The following is an 18,413-nucleotide window of genomic DNA, read 5'->3' on the forward strand; positions in this document are numbered from 1 at the left end:
CCAGGAGCCGCTGACCTGCACTTTCGCAGTGGTCGTGTTCTTTGACAGAACTGAATTTATTGCTGACAGAACCTCCGGCGTAGGGGTTCTGTCAGCTGGGCTCGACGGCCGGGCGGGAGGTTCTGTCGAGTTTTAATTCGGTTCTGTCAAAACCATGATCACGGGTGTCTGTGCAGGCCAGCGGCTCGCGCTGGGGGTTCTGTCGGTTGTGTCAGCGGCGTGCGGGTTCTGTCAGAGCGCCCGCGTGATGCGGGGATGGGTCTCGTAGCGTGGGGAGGGTGGCCGGCCGCCACGTCCGGTGCGCGGGGGTGCGGGGAGTTGGCGGACCCAGCCGTGTTCTTCGAGCAGATTCAGGGCGGGGTCCAGGTCGCCGATCGCGGGGAAGTCAGCCCGGCGCAGCATCCGGAACAGCTCCCGTTTGGTGAACTGCTCGGGCCGGTTGCCGACGAGCGTGGCCAGGACGTTCAGCCCTGCGTCATGGGCGGGGTCGGCGCTCAGGACGGTGAACACGTCCAGGGCGTGGGCGGTGAAGTAGTCGCCCAGCTCGGTGGCGGCGGCCATGGTGACGGCCTCAATTGGCTTGTGCCATCCGTCCTCGGGATGCGCGGCCAGGTGCAGCAGTCCGGCGATCCGGGCCACGGCCCCGTCCCGCTTGGACGCCCACTTCACAACCGGCGCGAGGGAGCCGTCCGGTCCGAGCCGGGATTCAGTGACCCGCTGGAAGGCGAGCAGCACCGCGTCGGCTTCCGGGGTGAGCTGGAGCAGTGCCGGGTCGGTCCAGTCGGCGAGAGCGAGCGTGAGTCCGCCCACGTGCTTGGCGTAGGTGGCGGCCACTTGCTCGTCCAACAGGTCGGGGGTGAGGTTGCGGCGGCCTACAAGGGAGACGGGCCTGGAGTACAGGAACCGGGCGAGCAGGCCGCGCCCGTCGGCTCCGTCGATGCGGTTGAGAGCGTCCAGGACTTCGGGTTGTACGGCCAGGCCGATGGTGACGGCCGGGGCATCGACGTGCTGTGCCGCGCGACCCTGCCGGTTGACGCGGATCAAGTCGCCCGCGTGGCCCTTGAGGAACATGCCCATGTTCGGCTTGCCGGTGTAGCGCCCGGCGATGATGTCGAACAGCTCACCCTCGGCACTCAGGCAGGAGATCCGTCCGCCCTGTTCGTCCAGCAGCGTGCCCAGGTTCTCCGGGGTCACATCGTCGGCCACGAGCTGCGGCACAGCAGGCACCGTCATGGCCTCTGCCGCCTGCGCGAGGGAGACGGCGTCGGCGTGCAGTAGATCGCGCTGGTCGGGTTCGGCGTTCGCGGCCTTGGCGGCGGCCTTGTCCGCTGCGGCCTTGGCCAGACGCTGCGTGGTCTCGGCCTCCGCCCGAACGGGGCCGGACAGCTCGATCAGGGCCTTCTCTGCGGCGAGCAGGGGGCGCACCATCAGGTCGAACACAGCGGACTTGCGGTTGCCGGGGTCCAGGGCAACGGCGGTGTAGATGTTCACCGGCTCGCGCCAGTGCCCCCGCACGCACACCTTCACCCGCCCGCCGGCCGCCGTGGCGATCGCCGCGAGCGCGAGGCATCCGGCAAGGTCGGCCGGGGTCTGCGTCTCCTCAGCCACGCCGCGGACCATGTCGGCCAGCCAGCCAGGTAGGGCTTCGACAGGGAATGGAGGAAGGGTGGGGCGGGCCCGGAGTGGGATGGGTTCGTCCCAGGTGGGGCCGGTGATCTGCTCGGGCTCGATCTGGTCGAACCCGTCCCACAGGCTTGCGCTCGTGTCGGGAGTGGTCATGCGGCGGCCCTTCCTTCCTGAGGAGTGCGCAGGGGGCAGGTGTCGCGGTGGTTGGTGTGGGCCTCGATCAGCGCCAGGACGCGGCGCTGCCCGATGGCGCTGCGGTGCCGGCCGCACGCGCACGTGGAGGTGGCGGTGGGTACGGCGCCGCGCGGGGCGACGATGTGCAGCCAGGCGACGGGGTAACGGCCGTCCCCGCGCTGTGGGTCAGAGCGAAGAGCTGAAAGGACGCCTTCGGCGACGTCCTTCCGGGCGCCCACCGTGGCCCGTGTCCGGGCGTGGATGGCGTCGTGGGGGCGTGTGGTCATGCCGCCCTCCCCGAGGCCGTGTTGAGGCCGTTGGCGACCGCACGCCGCGCGTACGTCTCGGGAACGCCGACCGAAACGGCTGCGGCCACGATCTCCTCCCCGAGGAGGGCGAGACCGCAAGGTCCGGGGCAGGCGGCGTGCTGGGCAGAGAGGAACCGGGCCACGCCGAACGCCTGCGAGCCTGCGCCGGATTCGGTCCGCATCCGGACCAGCGCACGGCCACGCTCCAGGCCGGTACGGACGTAACGCTCGGTGTGGCGGCACCCCGTGGCCACCGTCCGATCCCACCTGGCACGCTCGGGAACGGAAGAGACCACCTCCCCCTGGGCGGGGGTGGTTTCTTCCCTCACCGCGAGGGCGCGCACGGCCGACGGCAGTTCGACCATGCGGCCGGTACCCGGGCCGAGCCAGCGGGCGTAGGACATGTGTGACTTGAGGTCCACGCCGGGCCGGACCGCGTTGGCGGACTGCATCGCACCGAAGTACAGCCAGTGCTCACCACGGGCGGTGGGCACGGTCTGCGTGGCCGGCAGGGACTTGCGTGCCCACGCCACTGCGTCGGCGTTGTCCAGGTCCACGACCGTCAGCCTTGCCCCGCCCGGGTGGTAGGCGACCGCAGCCGCCCGCACCCATGCGCGGCGCCAGATGCCGGACCCAATGACGTCGGGGTCCGTGGTTGCGGCGGCCCATGCGTGGCAGGGGCCAGGGCAGGCACAGGGGCCGGGGTTCTTCATGTTGGGCCGGCCGCCGCACGTGTTGTCCGCGCACCTGCGGCAGTTGCCGAACGGGACCTTTCCCGCTCGCAGAGGTAGGACCGGGATCTGTGAGGCGGCCAGTTCGAGCGCGGTGCACAGGTGCTCGTTCATGCGGCCACCCCCACTGCGCGGGGCGCGAGGAAGGCGCGGCCGATGTGCTCGCTGTAAGCGGGCGGGATGGCTTCGGTCAGTTCCTCGCGCACGTCGGTCCAGGTGATGCCGAGTGCGGCTTGCAGTTCGGGGATGGACGGTTTGCCGCCGCCGTTGCCGTAGGCGGCCACGTACGGGCCGTCGTAGAAGCGGCCGTGCCTCCAGCCGCGCACCCGCCCTCGGTGCGGGACATGGGCGGGCTGCTCGATGCTCCAACGGCCCAACTCGAAGTTGCGGTGCCGGATGACCCCGAGCCCGTACATCTCGCCGCACAGGGTCAGGTCTTTGCGGATCTCCGCTTGTCCGTTGGGCTGCTCGATGACATACGGCAGGCCGCTCTTGTCGAGCAGGTCCCGGGTGGGTGCCACCAGGTCGATATGGGCCCCGCCCCATCCCTGGGAGCGGTTGGTGCCCACGGTCAGCGCGCATCCGGCCTGGCAGGGCGGAGAGGCGTGGACGAGCGCGAACCGTTCGATCTCCCCGGTGGTGATCAGGTGGGCCAGGTACTCCAGAGCGTCGCCCTGGTGGTAGGTGAAGGGGTAGTTGGGTCGGTCGGCGGTGTCGCAGCCGTGCACGGTGAATCCGGCGCGGGCGTAGCCGGTGGCGGCGCCGCCGGCGCAGGAGAACAGATCCAGGAGTAAGGGCCGCTCGTCGTCTCGTCGGATGTCGGTGGGTTGGGTCATGCTGGAGACCTCCACAGGTCTGTTCAAGGGCAGGTGGATTGGCGGCGGCCCCGGTTCATTGGCGTGAGAGGGGGCCGCCGCTGTCGTTGGTCGATGCGGTCAGTCGGGCGTGCTCAGGCTGCTTCCTGGCCGGGCTGGAGCATGCCGTCGTCGGTCTTGCGAAGTGATCCCGTAGCCGTGAGGGTCTTGATCTCGCGGGAGACGGTGCCCTTGTTGATTCCGGTCCGGTCGGTGATGTCCCGCAGGGTCCGGGCACCGTCGTGGACGGCCCGCAGGACCCGGTCACGATTGGTCTCCGCCCCGACCGTCGCGGGCGCGTGCGCCGTGGCCGCCGTCGGGGTGGTCTGCTCCTTGACCAGGCGGAGAGTGCTTCCGCTCGGCTTCAGGGGTTCGCGGTGCCATGTGGGCCGCTCAGGGAGAGCGATCACGTCCGCCGGGGCGAACGCACGGGTACTGATCGCGTGAGGCTTGGCCTTCGGCCCCGAGCGCAGCATCGCCACGCCGGGCATGGGCAGTTCGTGCGCGTGCCAGCCCTTCTCGGTGGCGTCCTCTCCGAAGACCACGCGGGACTCACCCGAGGTGGACAGGGCGAGTGCGGCCCGGTAGGTGATCTGCGCGCTGATCTGCGGGTCGATACCGCCGTTACGGTCCATGGTCGGCTTCTGCGTCGCCCAGATGAGGATGATCTCGGCAGCGCGCGCCATGCGGGCCAGGGTCCGGAAGTTCTCCATGATCCGGCCATATCCGTCGGCGTCCTCATCGCCGCTGGACTTGCCGGTCTTGGTGCGGGCCATGGAGATGACCTCCGCACCCTCGTCCACGAAGACGGTGATGCGGGGGCGTTCGGGGCTGATCTCGATCACGTCCCGCCCCCGGGGGATGAGCTCCAGTCGCTCGTGCATCTCGGCGACCAGGTCGTCACTGACGTCCAGCACCTCATCCGGGGTGACCGCGGTGCGGGCCCGGTGCTGCCAGTTCATCGCCTCCACCCGCTTGGGGTCGATGACGACCAGGCGGTGATCCTCGGCCTGGGAGCCTTCCGCGAGCAGGGCCCTGGTCGACCAGGACTTGCCCGAACCGGAGGTGCCGGCGACCAGCATGCGTCGCCCCAGCGGGACCATGACGGGCTCGCCGGTGACGGTGTCGATGCCCCAGGGCGCCCCGGGCTCCCATCCGGACAGGTCGATGCCGTCGGCCGCGCTGCGGGTCCGCAGGGTGAGCGTGGCGCGGTCGCCGTGGCTGCCGGAGGTGATCTCCATGCGCAAGTCGGTCCGCGCCCCCAACAGAGCCCGGATCTCATCCGACTTCGCACGGAAGGTCTTCGGCGTCCACCGTCCGTCCAGGCGCACGTGCGAGACCAGCCCGGCCGGGGTGAGCTTCGCCGGCGTAGGCACGGTGCCCGACAGTCCGCGTGCGTCGGCATTGTGGATCCAGAACGACGGGTCCAGCCGGGACGCCAGGCGCCGCTCTTCCGCGGTCATCTCGTCATCGAGCTGCACCGAGGGCTTACGGCGCCCCAGCCACAGACCCGCCATGTTCAGACCGATCAGCCCGGCGGAGATGGACGCGGGCCACAGTGTGAGCGTGTGCGCGGCCTCCGACATCAGCCATGTGGCCAGGCTGCTGGGCACGGTGTGCGCGGCGTGCGCCTGGACCGCGCGGGCGGTCAGGGTGGCGGGGTAGTTGTTCCGCGCCGCCTTCAGCACGGACCGCGCCTGGCTGTGATGCTGCCGCGCGGCCTTGTGCGCGGTACGCGCGGCTCGACGCGTCCCGGACAGCGGGTTGTTGGACGCCTTGCGCGCCGCGGAACGCTGGTTGCGGGCCATGACGGCGGTGGAGCGGGAGGAGTTGTGCTCCCGCTGCGCCGCCATGAGCGCCTTCAGGTTCTCCGGAGTCCGAAACTGCGCCCGCCGCTCTGCATCCCTGTCCCAGCGGGCCGCGAACGGCGCGCACATCGGCGCGAGCGCGTTCAACGTCGTGTTGGTGGTCGTGGTCGTGGTCGACCATGCTTGCTTCCAGTCCACGAAAGGGTCCTCCAAGACCGTGGATGAGGGCCGGTGCGCCGTTGCGTGGCGTCACCGGCCCGCCCGATTTGAGGTGGTTGGCGTGGTCGGTTGCGTCGACCACGCCGGTTGAACCCCTGCAACCGCTTCTGACCTGCGGACTTGCAGAGTTGCGCCGTTCCTGGGAGAGGGGCCCTACGCGCCCGCGCGCGAAGAGCAGCGGAAAACACCGCCACACGGCGTCTCCGCGACGCCATGGGCGGCCGTTCGCGGCCCCGGGGGTCTTCCACCCCGCGAGAGGGGGGTCAGGCGCCCCACGGGCCGTCTACGACTTCCGGCCCGCTTCGGAGGGTGAAGAGCCGTAGACATGGCGCGTTTTGAGGGGGTGTCACCGTCCGCGGCGCAGCCGCTTGGCGGCGGCTCTGCCGTCGCTGCCGCTCACCGAGCGGACGACGGTGACCACGCCCCAGGCCATGACGACGGCTAGGAAGGCGAGCAGGGCGAGGTTGGCGGCAATGGCGGTGAGGACGCCGACCAGCAGCGGGCCGAAGTAGACCCCGGCCGCCACCGCCCCGGCGCCCACACCCGAGCCGAGCGCGATGCGCTGCACGGTGCGGTCCGGCGGCGCCTGGTGGATGTGGACGACCTGCGGTCCGGTCTGCTGCGCGGGCAGGGCCGCCGGGTCGGCGTAGGCGTGTGTCCCGTCGGGGAGTTGCACGACGGTCATCGGGCGGTGGGCAGGGAGCTGTTCCATGCCGGTCCTTCCAAGGTGGTGTCGGGGAAAGCGCAGGTCGTACACATGCCGAGCGAGGTGGGGATGACGTATCCGGCATCGCGCCGGCACTCCGGGCACAGGCGCCGGGCGGCGTTGGCCTTGGCCAGGGCCGCCCACCGGCCCGGTGTCATCGGACGGACGGGCTTGGCCCGCTCGATGAGGTAGAGGTAGGCGACCAGCGGGCCACAGCGCCGCCGCGGGCGCCGCAGCTCCGCGGCTACCTCCTGGCCCCCGGGCCGAAGCCCGCGGGCACGCAGTTGGCGGCGCGTGGCATAGCCGTCCGGGGCCAGGCGCCAGGGGTAGACGGGCAGGGTGCCCATCAGTGCCCCGCAGTGGCCTGGTCGGCACGCTCGACTGTGGCGGCGTCGCGGTGTTCGCCGTAGCGGGCGTTCACCCACCCCAACGACCAGCCACACAGCTCCACGGCCTTACGCACCGGAAGGCCCGTGGCGAACGCCGCGGCCACGATCCGGCGGGCTTCGCCCTCGCCCAACCTGTCCTCAGCGGGGCCGCGCTGCATCAGCTCTGCGCGTTCACGCTCGATGCGCTCCGCCCGTTCACGACGTTCACGCTCGATCGCTTGCTCCCGCTCACGACGCTCTGCCGCAGCGCGTTCCCGGGCCTGGTGTTCACGCTGGCGGGCTTCGTGTTCACGGCGTTCACGCTCGCGTTCACGGCGTTCACGGGTCTCCCGTTCCACCGCCTCGGCGCGCTCGCGGGCTTCCCGCTCTTCGCGCCGTGCGCGGTCCTCCCGCTCGGTCTGTTCGCGGGCGAGCATGGCCTCGTGTTCACGCTGCTCACGGGCCACCATCGCCGCGTGCTCGCGCTCCTCACGCGCCCGCCGCTCCGCCGCCTCGGCCCGCTCCTGGGCGGCCTGTTCCCGGGCCTGTTGGTCGGCCCGCTGCTGGGCTTCCAGGGCGGACTGGGCGGCGGTAATGGCGCGTCGGTAGGCCAGGCCGGTCTCTGCGGTGACGATCAGCAGCAGCGGGGCCACCGAGTGGACCGCCACCCCGACCAGGTCTTTCTTCAGCGCGGAGTCCGCGACGTTGAGGGCCAGGGTCATGCCGCCGGTCATCCACCGCAGCGCGATCGGCCACCGGCCACCGTGCCCACCCAGCCGAGCCAGCACCGAGTCGAGGCGGACGACGATGACGACCGCGGCGTCCACTACCAGAGGCAGGATCGGGGCAGTCCACCACCAGCCATCAGGGGTGTGCCGGGCAGCGAGAGGGGTGACGGTCAGGATCGAGTAGAGCATCGCCCCGGCGACGATCAACCACGTCCCCACCGACAACGCCCGCTCCGCTGAACGGATCTGAACACTGTTCAAGAGCCACCCCCAACCGTGAACAGAGCGGCCAGGATGAGCAGCACGCCACCCGCACAGGTCAGGTCCACCGCGCGCCGCAGACACGTGAACTTCGCGACCGCGATTCGGGAAAGCCCGGCGATGTCGGCGGCCAGGTCTCGGGCGACGGCATCCTTGATCTGCTCCGCGGCGAGGGTGGCCCACAGCGGGAAGCCGTGCCGGCCGCCCAGGTTCGGCCGCACGGACCGCAGCAGCAGGCCGGCCGCCGCGACCAGACCCGCGAGACCGGCCCCGCCGCAGAGGTAGGCGGGAAGGTTCATCGGCAGGTCCCGGGCGACCGTCCAGGCTCCGGCGAGAACCGCGCCGACAAACGCCAGTAACAGCGCCGTCTTGGCATCGGTCCGCGCGATCTCCGACTTCACCTCAGCATGTGCGGCGGTCAGGTTCTGGTCGGTGGCGTTCACGCGGCACCCCCGGGCAGGCTCGTCCCGCCGGTGCGGTTGGCCAACTCCCGACGGGCAGTCAGCACCCGGTTCCGGGCCCGGCGGATGCGCCGGGCGTCCAGCTCGTTCGGGGTGCGGTCAAGGGCGATGATCTGCGCGTCGACCAGGTCGACGTCCGCCAGGATCAGCGGCAGCTCCTGCTCGATCGCATCCAGCTCCGCATCCGTGGGTTCCATCCACGGCTCGAACGCGGTAACAGCGTCCTGAACAGTAACGATGAGATTCATTGGGTCTGGTTCCTCTCAGCCAGGAACGGCCCGAACAGCGGCCCCGGTGTTCCAGCACCGGGGCCGCGCGCCGTTGAAGTCGGAACTTCCGGCTCCCCTCAGCGCCGCTCGTACGAGACGAGCAGCGGAGGCAACCGGCCGCCGCAGTACGCGGCGGAGGGGTTGAACGCGCGGACCTAGCCGCGCTGGCCGCCTTATCGGAGGAGGCGGCAGCCTCGTCACGCTGTTCAGTTCTCAACCAGCAGGCGCTTCCTTCGAGCACGCTTCAACGAGCCCTCCAGGCGTCTCAAAACTTCGTGTCGGAAGTTCCGATGGGCAAGAAGGTAGAGCCACTCATGAGGGTCCGTCAACTACTTCCGACACGAAGTCAGATGTGGCTCACTCGGCAGGCCAGGACTGCATGTTGACGAATCGTCACTTGACCTGCGACAACTTCCGACCCGATGTGGATCGGTGAGATTGAAACTTCCGACCTGAAGTTGGGTAACCTGCTGGGCATGGCATCCAAGGCAGCCCCGGGGGTCCGGGACATCGCAGACGTCCTGCTCGATCGCATCGCCAAGGGCGATCTCAAGCCCGGCCAGCAACTCCCAAGCACGAGCGATTTGGTGAAGGAGTTCGGCGTCGGGGACAAATCGATCTACCGCGTGATCTCGCTACTCAAGGCGAGCGGACAGGTCGAAGGCCGCCAAGGGAAGGGGGTCTTCGTCCGCGATGTGCGTCCTCTTGAGTGGCGCCTCCACCAGTTCGAGCGGGGAGACCGGCGCGACGACAGCGCCGCAGGCCGCGACGACTGGAAGGCCGCCGCCTCTGAACAGGGCCGCGAGGCCACTCAGGACACCCCTCAAGTCAGTGTCGAGCCCGCCCCCGAAGATGTTGCGGCATGGCTGGACATCGAGCCGGGCACGTTCGTTGTTGCCCGCCGCCGCGTCCGTCGCGTCGACGGGACCCCGTTCCAGCTCGCCGACTCCTGGTTCCCCACTGCCGTGGCCTTGGACACGGACCTCATGGTCGAAGAGGACGTAACCCGACCCGGTGGCATCCTCGCCTTCATCGGGCGCCCGCAAAAGCGACTCCGAGACGAGATCCGTTCCTGGCCGCCGGCCACGCCGGAGGAAGCCGCCCGTCTTCAACTTCCCGAGGGGGTTGGAACTCCCGTCACGCGTCACGCCCGGGTGGGGTACGGCGAAGACGGCGCGCCGATCCGAGTCATGGTGACCGTGGCGCCGGGGCACCTGAACACCCTCGTCTACGAATTGGACGTCTGATGAACGATCACGAGATCCGGCGCGCCACGCCAAACGACAGTGAGGCCCTGATGGGTCTGAGGACCGAAGCCGAGTCTTGGCTCGCTGCAGCCGGTATCGATCAGTGGCGAACCCCAGGGTTCCGTGATCGGGCCCTTGCGAAATGGAGGGTGGACATCCAGCACCACCGGACGTGGGTGGTTGAGAGTGACGCCGACATCCTTGCCACCGTGACCCTCGCTCCCCCGGACCTGGACTTCTGGAGCGAGGAAGACGAGCCCGAAGCGGCCGTCTACGTTGCGAAGCTCATCACCGCGCGACAAGCCGCCGGCAAGCAGCTCGGGGGGCGCATTCTCGACTGGGTCGGCTCCGTTGCTCGCTCACAGGGAAAGCCTTGGGTCCGGCTCGATTGCTGGCGAGCCAACGTCCCCCTCCAGGACTACTACCTACGCGAGGGTTTCCATCACGTTCGCACGGAGGCACCTTCGCACCGGCTCTCAGGCTGGATGGCGCAGCGCTCCGCCCACGTGGCCATGCACCCGGACGCTCCCCTGAGGCAGCAGGCGCTCCCAGTGCCACCGCAATCTCAGAAGGGTCTCCGAGTGAGCGGCGAGTGAGCGACGCCCAGCTCACACACGCTGCCCGACCTCCTACCGGCATGCATTCGTTCCTGCGTCGTGGCCTGTCGTCAGTGCTGCCGTCTACGATCCCGCCATGCCGGACAACCGCCCCGCAGTGCCACGCCAGTTAGCCCGCGACTTGCTGGTCGAGGCCGGACACAGGTGCGCTATCTCGACCTGTCGTGCCACCACCCTCGAACTCGCCCACATTACCCCCTGGGTCAAAACCAGGGCACACGATTTCGACAACATGATCGCCCTCTGCCCCAACTGTCATACGCGTTTCGACAAGGGGGAGATCGACCGCCTATCAATGCTTCAGTACAAGGCTGAACTCGGCTCGGGAGGCGCGAGAGCAAAAATTATCAGTGCGTACCGGAGGTTGCAGGGAGCTCTGGATCGATGGACTAAGTCCATCGCGAACCTTGCAGGCGCTCAGGTGCTGGCTTCTGCTCCCAGTCCTGACTACATTCTGCAGGCTCGGCGTGAATGTGAGCGTGAAGCGGGCCTAACACATGCAGCGGTTAGCGACCTACAGTCCGTTGGCGATGACATAATTGAGTTCCTGACTGAGTTCATTTATGACTGGTTCGTTCAATTGGCGAGTAAAACCGTCGATATGGAATGGCCGGACTATTCAGAGTCGAGAGAGGAGCGAAATGGTCGGTTGCAGAGGCTGAATGACGCCCTTCTTGAGCTTCACTTGGCTGTCGCCGACGCTCTCGGACTGGAATTCGATGAGTTGCCTGTCCGAGAAGAGCATCCCCCCTCTCCGCAGCCACGCCCGCTGGGCGCCGCTTACCAGCACCGTCGCGATGCTGCCAACAGATGAGGGAAGCCCGATTCACTGACTCTCGCCCCTTCTAGAGCTAGAGGCCCGCAGGGCAGCGGACCGCCGGATCTCCGGCGGGCCGCTTTTGGTGCCCACGAGCACTATGCGTTTCGCCAAGCCTGAAGGAATCGCTCACGGTCTTCAGTCGTATCGCGCATCCGGCGCCTCGCGAGCAGAACGTGCCAGGCGGAGGTCTCGGCGTCACGCAGCCACAGCTTTCCGAGGTACCTGGCACCGCCCAAGAGGCCCAGTACGCCCCCGATTACGTCGGCAACGGCGTCGTGCTCATCATCACTGAGTTTTTCGAGGAAGCTGAGCATGCGCCCGGCAATGCCCGTTTCGTTGCCGTCGAGTAGGCGGTCGAAGAACGGGCCCCCGGCGTTGCCTGGAACGATGTTCAAGGCGGCATCACCTCCCGCCCGCTCCAGCGACGCCCAGAACTCTCGTCCCTCTGTGGTACCGGGAAGAGGTAGCGCCGCGAACAGGTCAACCAGGTGGCCATTTGCTGCCTGGTCGTAGGCGACATCGCACGCCGTCGCGGCAGCGACCTTTGCCACATGCTCGGTGTCCAGCTCGCCGGTATCCGGCCAGTCGAGTGGGGTGTTCAGCTTGTTCGCAAGGTGCTGGGCCAGCTCGTCATCCTTATCCAGGTGCAGCCGAACGATCACAAGTTCCCTCACTTCAGCGGTAGATGATGCGCAAGGCGTGGCCTTCGTGTCTGCCAGTCTGCCCAACTCCCAGGGGCAGGGGCGAGGTATGTGGACAACGTCCGGAAGCAGCCTGTTGTTGACTTGATGAACCGCGCGCACGAACACCGGGCAGAACGTCACCTCCACCCGCGACTTGCTCAACTCCCAGGGAGCAGAGGTCAAGCGGTGCTCCTTGCCAGCAAGCCGTACGAGGAGCGGCCGTGCCGACGCCACCGCTCGCAAGCTCTGGCCGGACGTGTCGGAGGGCGACACCGTGGCGTACGAGCGGCTCTGTGTTGAGGGCTTCACGAGTCGACTTGTGCGGGCTTCGCCCTCGAAGAGTCGAGGAGCGTCCCACATGTCGCTGACCAGCAGCTTTGTCAGTGGTGGCGAGTACGGTTCCCACCGTGATGACTGACTCAACCCCCGCCCTGGACTGGGCCAGCCTGGGGCAGGCGTTTGCCTCCGCGTACGCCGAATTCGAAGCGAATGACCTACTGCATGCGGCTAGCTCCGAAGAGTGCACTGGACTGGAGATCGTTGATGCCGAAGAACCAGAAGGCGTAGTCGAGGAGCGAGAGGCGTGGCTCAGAGAGGTCACCAATTTCCGTGAGTACTTTCCGCACGAAGCTGCGGACCTGACGCCTTACATCGCCGAGGCTTTGCGGGACGTACAGCGCGCCGCTCGAATCGATAATCCGCTGACCTTGGTTGGTACGGAGCAGAAACTTGGCGGCTACAGAATAGACATTCTTGCGAAAACGCAAGTCGGATCCATTGATCGATTCGTGGTGATCGAGAATCAGCTCGAAAAGTCGGATGCTGATCATTTGGGTCGACTGATCAGCTGCGCGGCTGAGGTAAATGCCAGTCATGCTGTTTGGATCTGCACCGAATTTCGTCCTGAGCACCTCAAGGTAATGGATGCCCTGCGCCGCGACAAGTGCTGGATGCGTGTATGTCCCGCTAGTTCTCGAAGGGGCGCGTACTGGGAAGGGTTTTGCCACATTTGATCTAGCCATACCGGCAACATACCCAACGCCTGACGATCCCATGAGGGAGCGAATCCACTCCTTCATGCGTCAGGCGCAGGCGGCGCACCTGGGCATCTTCAAAACAGGCGGGATTGTCGGCCAAAACCCTGGAGTTGACTTTAGCAGGTACCGAACGCTGCTATCGGACCTTAAATATTGGAGCGACAAAAATAGCGAGCTAATCGAGATATTGCTGAGGTTGGTTCCCGCCCAGAGGCGGACCAGGGGGCAGATATGACGGCGGGGGGCGATTGGCCTCGACAGCGCATCAGGGTCTCAGTTGTGGTCTCGATGTCCCTTCGTTACGGGGGCGTGCGGCAGCGTCCAGCACCGTCCGTCTAGCCGCTTGACCAGCGCAAGAAGACCGGAAGTGGACACGCCCGGATAGTCGTGGACGAAGATCGGACAACTCGTAATGCGTAGGTCAGGGGTTCGACTCCCCTAGGCGGCTCCACCGAAGCCCAGCTCGGACAGTGTCTGAGCTGGGCTTTTGCGTTCAGGGCTCTGGGTTCGGCGAACGCGGCGAGGGCGCTGGGAGCGAGCCTCGGTGCTGTCTGTGGTCTTTCTTGATGGTTCGGCTCGGGGCGCGAGGGTGTCGCCGGTGCGGCGGCGCATGGCTGCTTTTCGGGAGATGAGACCTGCTCTGGGCGTATCGACGGGTCCGACTGATCCGGCGCGCCGAAGGATCTCCGAGGTGGTCGCCATGTCCACGCACAGCTCGTTCCGGACGCGCCCGCCCGGGGGCTGCTTCCGTCGTACGGGCGGCGGTCGTTGGCTCCGGCCGGACGGGTGGACGGGGTCAAGTCGCGCTTCACATCGGCGACATGACGGTGCCCGGTGCCCGAGCCCGACACCCGACGGCCCGCGCCCGCTGACCGCACTGCCGAGCGACAGGCCGCCGCACAGCAGGCGCGGTGGACACCACGCGCTCGGCACGAACAGCCCGTCCGCCGCCCGTCCGCCGTCCGCCCGTCCGCCGGTCCGGCTGTGGCGGCGTCCGGTTGCGACCGGGGACCTGGTCTCCCGGCATCGCCCGAGAGCCCTTGGGGAGACGAGACGATCGCGTCGCCTCCGCTTAATCGCTGTGGCAAAAGGGCCCGGCGGGCACTGCCGGGGCCGCCCCCGGGACGTTCACCGGGGCGGCCGTGTGAACGCTCAGGCGTACAGCCCTCGTGCGGGATCGCTCCCGCTGCCGAGCCGGGCCGGGCCGTTCGATGGTGCGGTGCGCCGGCTACTTCACCATGAACGCTTCGGCCTCGCACTTCCCGAGCCACTTGTCCTTGCCCGCGGGCGGCAATCCGTTCTCCAGGGCGAGCATTCCGTCGTCTCCGACCGTCGCCTCGATGCCGTGGGAGCTCAGGCACTTCAGCCACTTATCCGCCTTGTTCCGGAAATCCGGATCTTCCCTGGCGGACCGCCACGACAGCATCTCGGGTTCCTTCTGCCCGCACTTCTTCTGGCCCGCCGGGAACTTCGGGTCCGTGTCGGCGTCGTTGATGCCCTTGTAGGAACCGTCCTCGTTCTTGCTCATCTTGACTCCCTGCTTGTCCAGGCAGTCGTAGTACACGTCCCAGAGCCTGCTCTGCTCCTCATCGGAGGAGTCCGGCCTGAGGAGGGGCCGCTCGACCTTCGCCGCCGATGACGACTCCTTCTTGTCCTCGGCGCCCTTCTCGCCCTTCTTGGGGCCCGTCACGCTTGCGACGCCCGTGTTCCCTTCGTCCTTTGCCGCATCGGACCCTCCTCCGCACGCCCCGAGAAGGAGCGCCGCGGTGAGCGTGCCGACTGTCGTGAGCAGGCGCCTGGCGCTGGGCGAACGGAATGCATCAACAGAACGCATGGTGTGAACCTCTCTCATGGTGTGGAGTCCGGTCAGGGTCTGGTGTGGGGCACCGGTGGTGCCGGATGCGCCTGACGGAGCCCCTCGCCCGTCGGATCGCGTCAGGCTGAGGCCAGCGCCGTGGTCGGGGACAGCCGGGAGGCACGGATCGCGGGGTACACGCCGGCGACGACGCCGACGAGCACCGCGCCGAAGAGCCCACTGGTCACCGCGGGAAACGGGATGACCGGCGGCCAGTCCTTGTATGCCGCGTAACCCGTGGTGCCGAGCACGCCGAGTACGATTCCGGCCAGTCCGCCGAGGCCGGAGAGCGCGATCGATTCGGTGAGGAACTGCCCCCGGATCTGCCCCCGGTTGGCGCCCAGCGCGCGGCGCAGTCCGATCTCGCGGCGGCGTTCCAGCACGGAGATGACCATGGTGTTGGCGACGCCGATGCCGCCGACCAGCAGCGCGACACCGGCCAGGCCGATGAACAGCCCCGAGAAGGTCGCCTCGGTGGAGCGTTTCGCGGCCAGGGCATCCGACGGTCGGCTGACCCGCACCTCGCTCGGGGACCGCGGGCTGATCGTGGCGGGGAGTACCGCGTGCACATCCTCGATCGCCGACTCGTCCGCCCGTAGGAACAGCTGCGTCGGCCGGCGGTCGAAGCCGAGCGCGCTGTGCGCGGCCTTCCAGCCGACCAGGACGGCGCGGTCGATGTCCGGGGCCAGCGGCACGGCGCGCAGGATCCCGATGACGCTGAACCACCGGTCGTTGATCAGCACGAGCGGCGGCGGGTCACCGGGGCGCAGATCGGGGAAGCCCAGACGGGCCGCCGCAACTGTGCCGAGAACGACGGTGGGAAACCGTCCGGTGGCCTTGGAGAGGTAACGGCCGGAGCGGACCTGTGCGTTGATCACGTCCAGCAGGTTCGGCTGGGCGGCCAGTACCGTCAGTCCGGAGGCGTCGAGGCGATCCTGCCGGTCGGAACGCCGCACCATGGCATGGGTGTTGGCCACCGCGGTCACGGCGTTCACGGGTCCGATGCGTTCGACCATCGCGACCGACTCGGGCGGGAACGAGACCGGCTCGCCTCCCGAGGCTGTGGCGTCCGCGACCGCCTGCAGCCGGTCGGTGCCCAGCGCGGTCAGCTCCGCGTTCAGGGCCTTCTGGCTGGAGGCCGGGATGCCGGTGACCACGATCATCGTGGCGATGCCGATGGAGATCCCGAGCGCGGACAACGCCGCCCGCATCCGCCGGGTGCGGATGCCGATCAGTCCGAGGCGCAGCAGATCGTTCGGCGAGAGCCGGACGGGCCGGTGCCTCGGGGTGGTCGCGGACGGGTGCCGCGTGCCTGCCGACGCGTACCGGGTGAAACGGCGCCACGGGGGCGGCTTCACGGCGCGATCCCGGCGGTGGCATGCCTGTCGGTCGTCGAGTCCCTGTCGGTCGTCGAGCCGCTGTCGACGGCGTCCCTGCCGGTGGCGGCATCCCTGTCGACGCCGGTGTCGGTGAGGATGCGGCCGTCCTGGATCTCCACCCGCCGCGGCAGTCGCGCGGCGATGTCCCGGTCGTGGGTGATGAGCGCGATCGTGGTCCCCTCCTCGTTGAGCTGCGTGAGCAGTTCCAGCACGGCACGTCCGTTCGCGGTGTCCAGAGCGCCGGTCGGTTCGTCCGCGAGGACGAGCGTGGGTTCGTGGACGAGAGCCCGCGCGATGGCCACCCGCTGCCGTTCTCCGCCGGAGAGCTGGTGCGACCGGTGACCGGCCCGGTGTGCCAGGCCGACCCTCTCCAGCGCGGCGAGTGCCAGCGGCCGGCGCTGCTTCCTCGGCACCCCGGCGTAGAGCAGACCGGTGGCCACGTTCTCGGTGGCGGTCAGCCCCTCGGACAGGTGGAACTGCTGGAAGACGAAGCCGAGCCAGCGTCCCCGCAGCGCGGACAACTGCCGGTCCGGCAGGGTGGTGACGTCCTCACCGGCGATCATGACGGTGCCGCTGGACGGCCGGTCGAGGGTGCCCATGATGTTCAGCAGAGTGGACTTGCCCGAACCGGACGGGCCGACGATGGCCAGGAGTTCGCCGTCGCGTATGTCCAGGGAGACTCCGTCCAGAGCCCTGATCCCGCCGGGGTACTCGACCACGGCGTCGCGGACCGACAGAACCGAGGTGCCTGCGGCCGTCACGATGACGTCACCACCCGGGTACCTTCGGCGATCCCGTCCCCGGTGACCTCGGCCATCCCCTTGGCGATCAGGCCGGTCTCCACCGCGACCACCCGTCCTCCGGCGATCCGCAGCCCGTAGCCGCCCTCGTGGAGCGCGAGCAGCGCGGTGACCGGAACCGCGAGCACCCCGTCCCGGGTCTCGGAGACGAACTCCACCTGCACCGGCGCCGAGTCGAGCTTCCTCACCTTGTCCGGGTCCGTGAACGAGACAGTGATGGTCACCTTCGCCTCTCCGGCACCCCCGTCCTCCTGCTCCTCGGCATCGGTGCCGATGCCGGCCACCTTGCCGGCGACCGGGGTGCCGTCCGGAAGTCGTACGGTCACCGGATCGCCACGTCTGACGGAGCCCCGCTGGGAGGCTTCCACCGGTACGGTCACGGCCTTGGCGGTCGACGTCACCCGCAACAGCGGTTCGGAGGCGGGATCGCCCACTTGGGCACTGGCACTGTCCACCCGGACCGCGCCGCTGAGTACCGCCACGTCACCGGGCTCGATCACACCGGTGGCCGGCACTCCGCGGCCGTTCTGCCAGCGTTTGATCGCGCTCACGAGAGCGGGAGTGAGGACACCGTCATCGGACTTGACCTTCACCTGCTCGGCTGCAGCGGCTTTTCGTGCCGGAGTGCCGGTCCCCGCCGCGGCCGGGGCACTGTCGGGTCCGGTCCCTGAAGCCTGGGGGTCCGGGCTTCCGCCGCTGGGTGCGCCCCGGTTGGGGGTGGTTGCGGTCCCGGGCGATGCCGACTCCGCCGGCTCCGCATCCTTGTCCTTCTCACTGCCCGCCGGTTCCGTGCCGTCCGCCGCTGCGGTCACCGTGACGACCTGTCCCGGCGAGGGCTGGGCCCCGATGTCGTACCCCAGGGCCCGCAGGTTGTCGACGATCACCTTGACGTCCCGCCCGACCGTGTTACGGCCCGCGATACGCCTGTAGAGCGGCACCGTTCCGTAGAAGACCGGCACCTCGCGGTCGTCGACGCGGTACAGCGCCTTGCCCCGGGACACGGTGGTCCCGTCGGAGGCCAGCCACGTCACGATGCCGTCCCCGGCGCCCTTGACGGTCTGCGGCTTGCCGTAGCCGAGCGTGCCCTCGATGGACCGGCTGTCGGACAGATCCGTCCGCACGACCTTGACCGTCTTGGCCCTCGGCTCCGCCTTGGACGGCGCCGTGCGACCGCCCTCACCCCACGGCACCCCCACAGCGATTCCGGCCCCGGCCAGCGAGATGGCGAGCACGGCACCAACGATCCGGATACGGCGCCCCTTTGGCGCACCGGCGGTGGTGGTGACGGAGCGATCCTCGTCCGTCCCGATGCCGGGCTCCCGTCCCGTGCGGCTCACCGCGAGAACCCCGCGGAGGGCAGGCGAAGGGCCGCTCCTGCCGCGCCGCAGGAACGGCGGCCGTCGTCCGTGGCGCGTACGCGGCCCCTGACGGGGCTGCACACGGCCGGCGCGGTGGCTCGAGC

General features: G+C 68.6%; 19 protein-coding genes. 4 read left to right on the top strand and 15 right to left on the bottom strand.

Annotation, left to right across the window (positions count from 1 at the left end):
* Positions 1 to 231: 231 nt before the first annotated feature.
* From ACGFNH_RS25570 to ACGFNH_RS25615, 10 genes are all read right to left on the bottom strand, one after another.
* The gene (locus ACGFNH_RS25570) at positions 232 to 1,779 is read right to left on the bottom strand and encodes a YfjI family protein (RefSeq protein WP_393657422.1); all 1,548 of its coding nucleotides are present in this window, start codon (positions 1,777 to 1,779) and stop codon (positions 232 to 234) included.
* On the bottom strand, positions 1,776 to 2,087 hold the full coding sequence (locus ACGFNH_RS25575) for a hypothetical protein (RefSeq protein WP_393657424.1): 312 nt from the start codon (positions 2,085 to 2,087) through the stop codon (positions 1,776 to 1,778). Before ACGFNH_RS25575 ends, ACGFNH_RS25570 begins: the two co-directional genes overlap by 4 nt.
* The gene (locus tag ACGFNH_RS25580; protein ID WP_393657425.1) at positions 2,084 to 2,953 is read right to left on the bottom strand and encodes a bifunctional DNA primase/polymerase; all 870 of its coding nucleotides are present in this window, start codon (positions 2,951 to 2,953) and stop codon (positions 2,084 to 2,086) included. Before ACGFNH_RS25580 ends, ACGFNH_RS25575 begins: the two co-directional genes overlap by 4 nt.
* Entirely contained in the window at positions 2,950 to 3,675 is a 726-nt protein-coding gene (locus ACGFNH_RS25585) for a DNA methylase (protein ID WP_393657427.1), read from the bottom strand. The genes ACGFNH_RS25580 and ACGFNH_RS25585 overlap by 4 nt, the downstream gene beginning before the upstream one ends.
* Before the next feature lie 113 nt (positions 3,676 to 3,788).
* Positions 3,789 to 5,699: an FtsK/SpoIIIE domain-containing protein gene (locus ACGFNH_RS25590; RefSeq protein ID WP_393657429.1), complete on the bottom strand. Its 1,911-nt coding sequence runs from the start codon at positions 5,697 to 5,699 to the stop codon at positions 3,789 to 3,791.
* Between the two features lie 367 nt (positions 5,700 to 6,066).
* A complete protein-coding gene (locus tag ACGFNH_RS25595; RefSeq protein WP_393657431.1) occupies positions 6,067 to 6,432 on the bottom strand; it encodes a DUF6251 family protein in 366 nt (121 codons plus the stop codon).
* Positions 6,402 to 6,773: an RRQRL motif-containing zinc-binding protein gene (locus ACGFNH_RS25600; RefSeq protein ID WP_393657433.1), complete on the bottom strand. Its 372-nt coding sequence runs from the start codon at positions 6,771 to 6,773 to the stop codon at positions 6,402 to 6,404. Before ACGFNH_RS25600 ends, ACGFNH_RS25595 begins: the two co-directional genes overlap by 31 nt.
* Positions 6,773 to 7,783 (bottom strand): DUF2637 domain-containing protein, encoded by a 1,011-nt coding sequence (locus tag ACGFNH_RS25605; RefSeq protein ID WP_393657435.1) that lies wholly within the window; start codon positions 7,781 to 7,783, stop codon positions 6,773 to 6,775. The genes ACGFNH_RS25600 and ACGFNH_RS25605 overlap by 1 nt, the downstream gene beginning before the upstream one ends.
* Positions 7,780 to 8,226 (bottom strand): Pycsar system effector family protein, encoded by a 447-nt coding sequence (locus tag ACGFNH_RS25610; protein ID WP_393657437.1) that lies wholly within the window; start codon positions 8,224 to 8,226, stop codon positions 7,780 to 7,782. Before ACGFNH_RS25610 ends, ACGFNH_RS25605 begins: the two co-directional genes overlap by 4 nt.
* Positions 8,223 to 8,492: a DUF6284 family protein gene (locus tag ACGFNH_RS25615; RefSeq protein ID WP_393657439.1), complete on the bottom strand. Its 270-nt coding sequence runs from the start codon at positions 8,490 to 8,492 to the stop codon at positions 8,223 to 8,225. The genes ACGFNH_RS25610 and ACGFNH_RS25615 overlap by 4 nt, the downstream gene beginning before the upstream one ends.
* A 443-nt stretch (positions 8,493 to 8,935) precedes the next feature.
* Between ACGFNH_RS25615 and ACGFNH_RS25620 the strand changes: the two genes are divergently transcribed.
* The 3 genes from ACGFNH_RS25620 (at position 8,936) to ACGFNH_RS25630 (ending at position 11,191) form a co-directional block, all read left to right on the top strand.
* Positions 8,936 to 9,760 (top strand): GntR family transcriptional regulator, encoded by an 825-nt coding sequence (locus ACGFNH_RS25620; RefSeq protein WP_393657441.1) that lies wholly within the window; start codon positions 8,936 to 8,938, stop codon positions 9,758 to 9,760.
* Entirely contained in the window at positions 9,760 to 10,356 is a 597-nt protein-coding gene (locus ACGFNH_RS25625) for a GNAT family N-acetyltransferase (RefSeq protein ID WP_393657443.1), read from the top strand. Before ACGFNH_RS25620 ends, ACGFNH_RS25625 begins: the two co-directional genes overlap by 1 nt.
* A 97-nt stretch (positions 10,357 to 10,453) precedes the next feature.
* Positions 10,454 to 11,191, top strand: coding sequence for an HNH endonuclease (locus tag ACGFNH_RS25630; RefSeq protein WP_393657445.1), 738 nt, complete (start codon positions 10,454 to 10,456; stop codon positions 11,189 to 11,191).
* Positions 11,192 to 11,292: 101 nt separating this feature from the next.
* On the opposite strand, the gene ACGFNH_RS25635 is transcribed toward ACGFNH_RS25630, so the two are convergent.
* Positions 11,293 to 12,063 (bottom strand): hypothetical protein, encoded by a 771-nt coding sequence (locus tag ACGFNH_RS25635; RefSeq protein ID WP_393657447.1) that lies wholly within the window; start codon positions 12,061 to 12,063, stop codon positions 11,293 to 11,295.
* A 224-nt stretch (positions 12,064 to 12,287) separates the two neighbouring features.
* Between ACGFNH_RS25635 and ACGFNH_RS25640 the strand changes: the two genes are divergently transcribed.
* Positions 12,288 to 12,893 (top strand): hypothetical protein, encoded by a 606-nt coding sequence (locus tag ACGFNH_RS25640; protein ID WP_393657449.1) that lies wholly within the window; start codon positions 12,288 to 12,290, stop codon positions 12,891 to 12,893.
* 1,252 nt (positions 12,894 to 14,145) lie between these two features.
* Here ACGFNH_RS25640 and ACGFNH_RS25645 read toward each other — a convergent pair.
* From ACGFNH_RS25645 to ACGFNH_RS25660, 4 genes are all read right to left on the bottom strand, one after another.
* Positions 14,146 to 14,607: a hypothetical protein gene (locus tag ACGFNH_RS25645; RefSeq protein ID WP_393657451.1), complete on the bottom strand. Its 462-nt coding sequence runs from the start codon at positions 14,605 to 14,607 to the stop codon at positions 14,146 to 14,148.
* A 245-nt stretch (positions 14,608 to 14,852) separates the two neighbouring features.
* Complete coding sequence (locus ACGFNH_RS25650; RefSeq protein WP_393657453.1) at positions 14,853 to 16,130, bottom strand: ABC transporter permease; 1,278 nt, start codon at positions 16,128 to 16,130, stop codon at positions 14,853 to 14,855.
* Positions 16,127 to 16,912, bottom strand: coding sequence for an ABC transporter ATP-binding protein (locus ACGFNH_RS25655; RefSeq protein ID WP_393657455.1), 786 nt, complete (start codon positions 16,910 to 16,912; stop codon positions 16,127 to 16,129). The genes ACGFNH_RS25650 and ACGFNH_RS25655 overlap by 4 nt, the downstream gene beginning before the upstream one ends.
* Entirely contained in the window at positions 16,909 to 18,288 is a 1,380-nt protein-coding gene (locus ACGFNH_RS25660; protein WP_393657457.1) for a peptidoglycan-binding protein, read from the bottom strand. Before ACGFNH_RS25660 ends, ACGFNH_RS25655 begins: the two co-directional genes overlap by 4 nt.
* Positions 18,289 to 18,413: the final 125 nt, after the last annotated feature.

This window comes from Streptomyces sp. NPDC048639 (assembly GCF_043199075.1).
Classification (GTDB): domain Bacteria; phylum Actinomycetota; class Actinomycetes; order Streptomycetales; family Streptomycetaceae; genus Streptomyces.

What these genes read in the sequence shown, in the direction of transcription:
- ACGFNH_RS25580 (WP_393657425.1), bottom strand. Translation starts at nt 2,953, where the DNA reads ATGAACGAGCACCTGTGCACCGCGCTCGAACTGGCCGCCTCACAGATC.
- ACGFNH_RS25615 (WP_393657439.1), bottom strand. Translation starts at nt 8,492, where the DNA reads ATGAATCTCATCGTTACTGTTCAGGACGCTGTTACCGCGTTCGAGCCG.
- ACGFNH_RS25600 (WP_393657433.1), bottom strand. Translation starts at nt 6,773, where the DNA reads ATGGGCACCCTGCCCGTCTACCCCTGGCGCCTGGCCCCGGACGGCTAT.
- ACGFNH_RS25585 (WP_393657427.1), bottom strand. Translation starts at nt 3,675, where the DNA reads ATGACCCAACCCACCGACATCCGACGAGACGACGAGCGGCCCTTACTC.
- ACGFNH_RS25620 (WP_393657441.1), top strand. Translation starts at nt 8,936, where the DNA reads ATGTGGATCGGTGAGATTGAAACTTCCGACCTGAAGTTGGGTAACCTG.
- ACGFNH_RS25595 (WP_393657431.1), bottom strand. Translation starts at nt 6,432, where the DNA reads ATGGAACAGCTCCCTGCCCACCGCCCGATGACCGTCGTGCAACTCCCC.
- ACGFNH_RS25625 (WP_393657443.1), top strand. Translation starts at nt 9,760, where the DNA reads ATGAACGATCACGAGATCCGGCGCGCCACGCCAAACGACAGTGAGGCC.
- ACGFNH_RS25630 (WP_393657445.1), top strand. Translation starts at nt 10,454, where the DNA reads ATGCCGGACAACCGCCCCGCAGTGCCACGCCAGTTAGCCCGCGACTTG.
- ACGFNH_RS25570 (WP_393657422.1), bottom strand. Translation starts at nt 1,779, where the DNA reads ATGACCACTCCCGACACGAGCGCAAGCCTGTGGGACGGGTTCGACCAG.
- ACGFNH_RS25575 (WP_393657424.1), bottom strand. Translation starts at nt 2,087, where the DNA reads ATGACCACACGCCCCCACGACGCCATCCACGCCCGGACACGGGCCACG.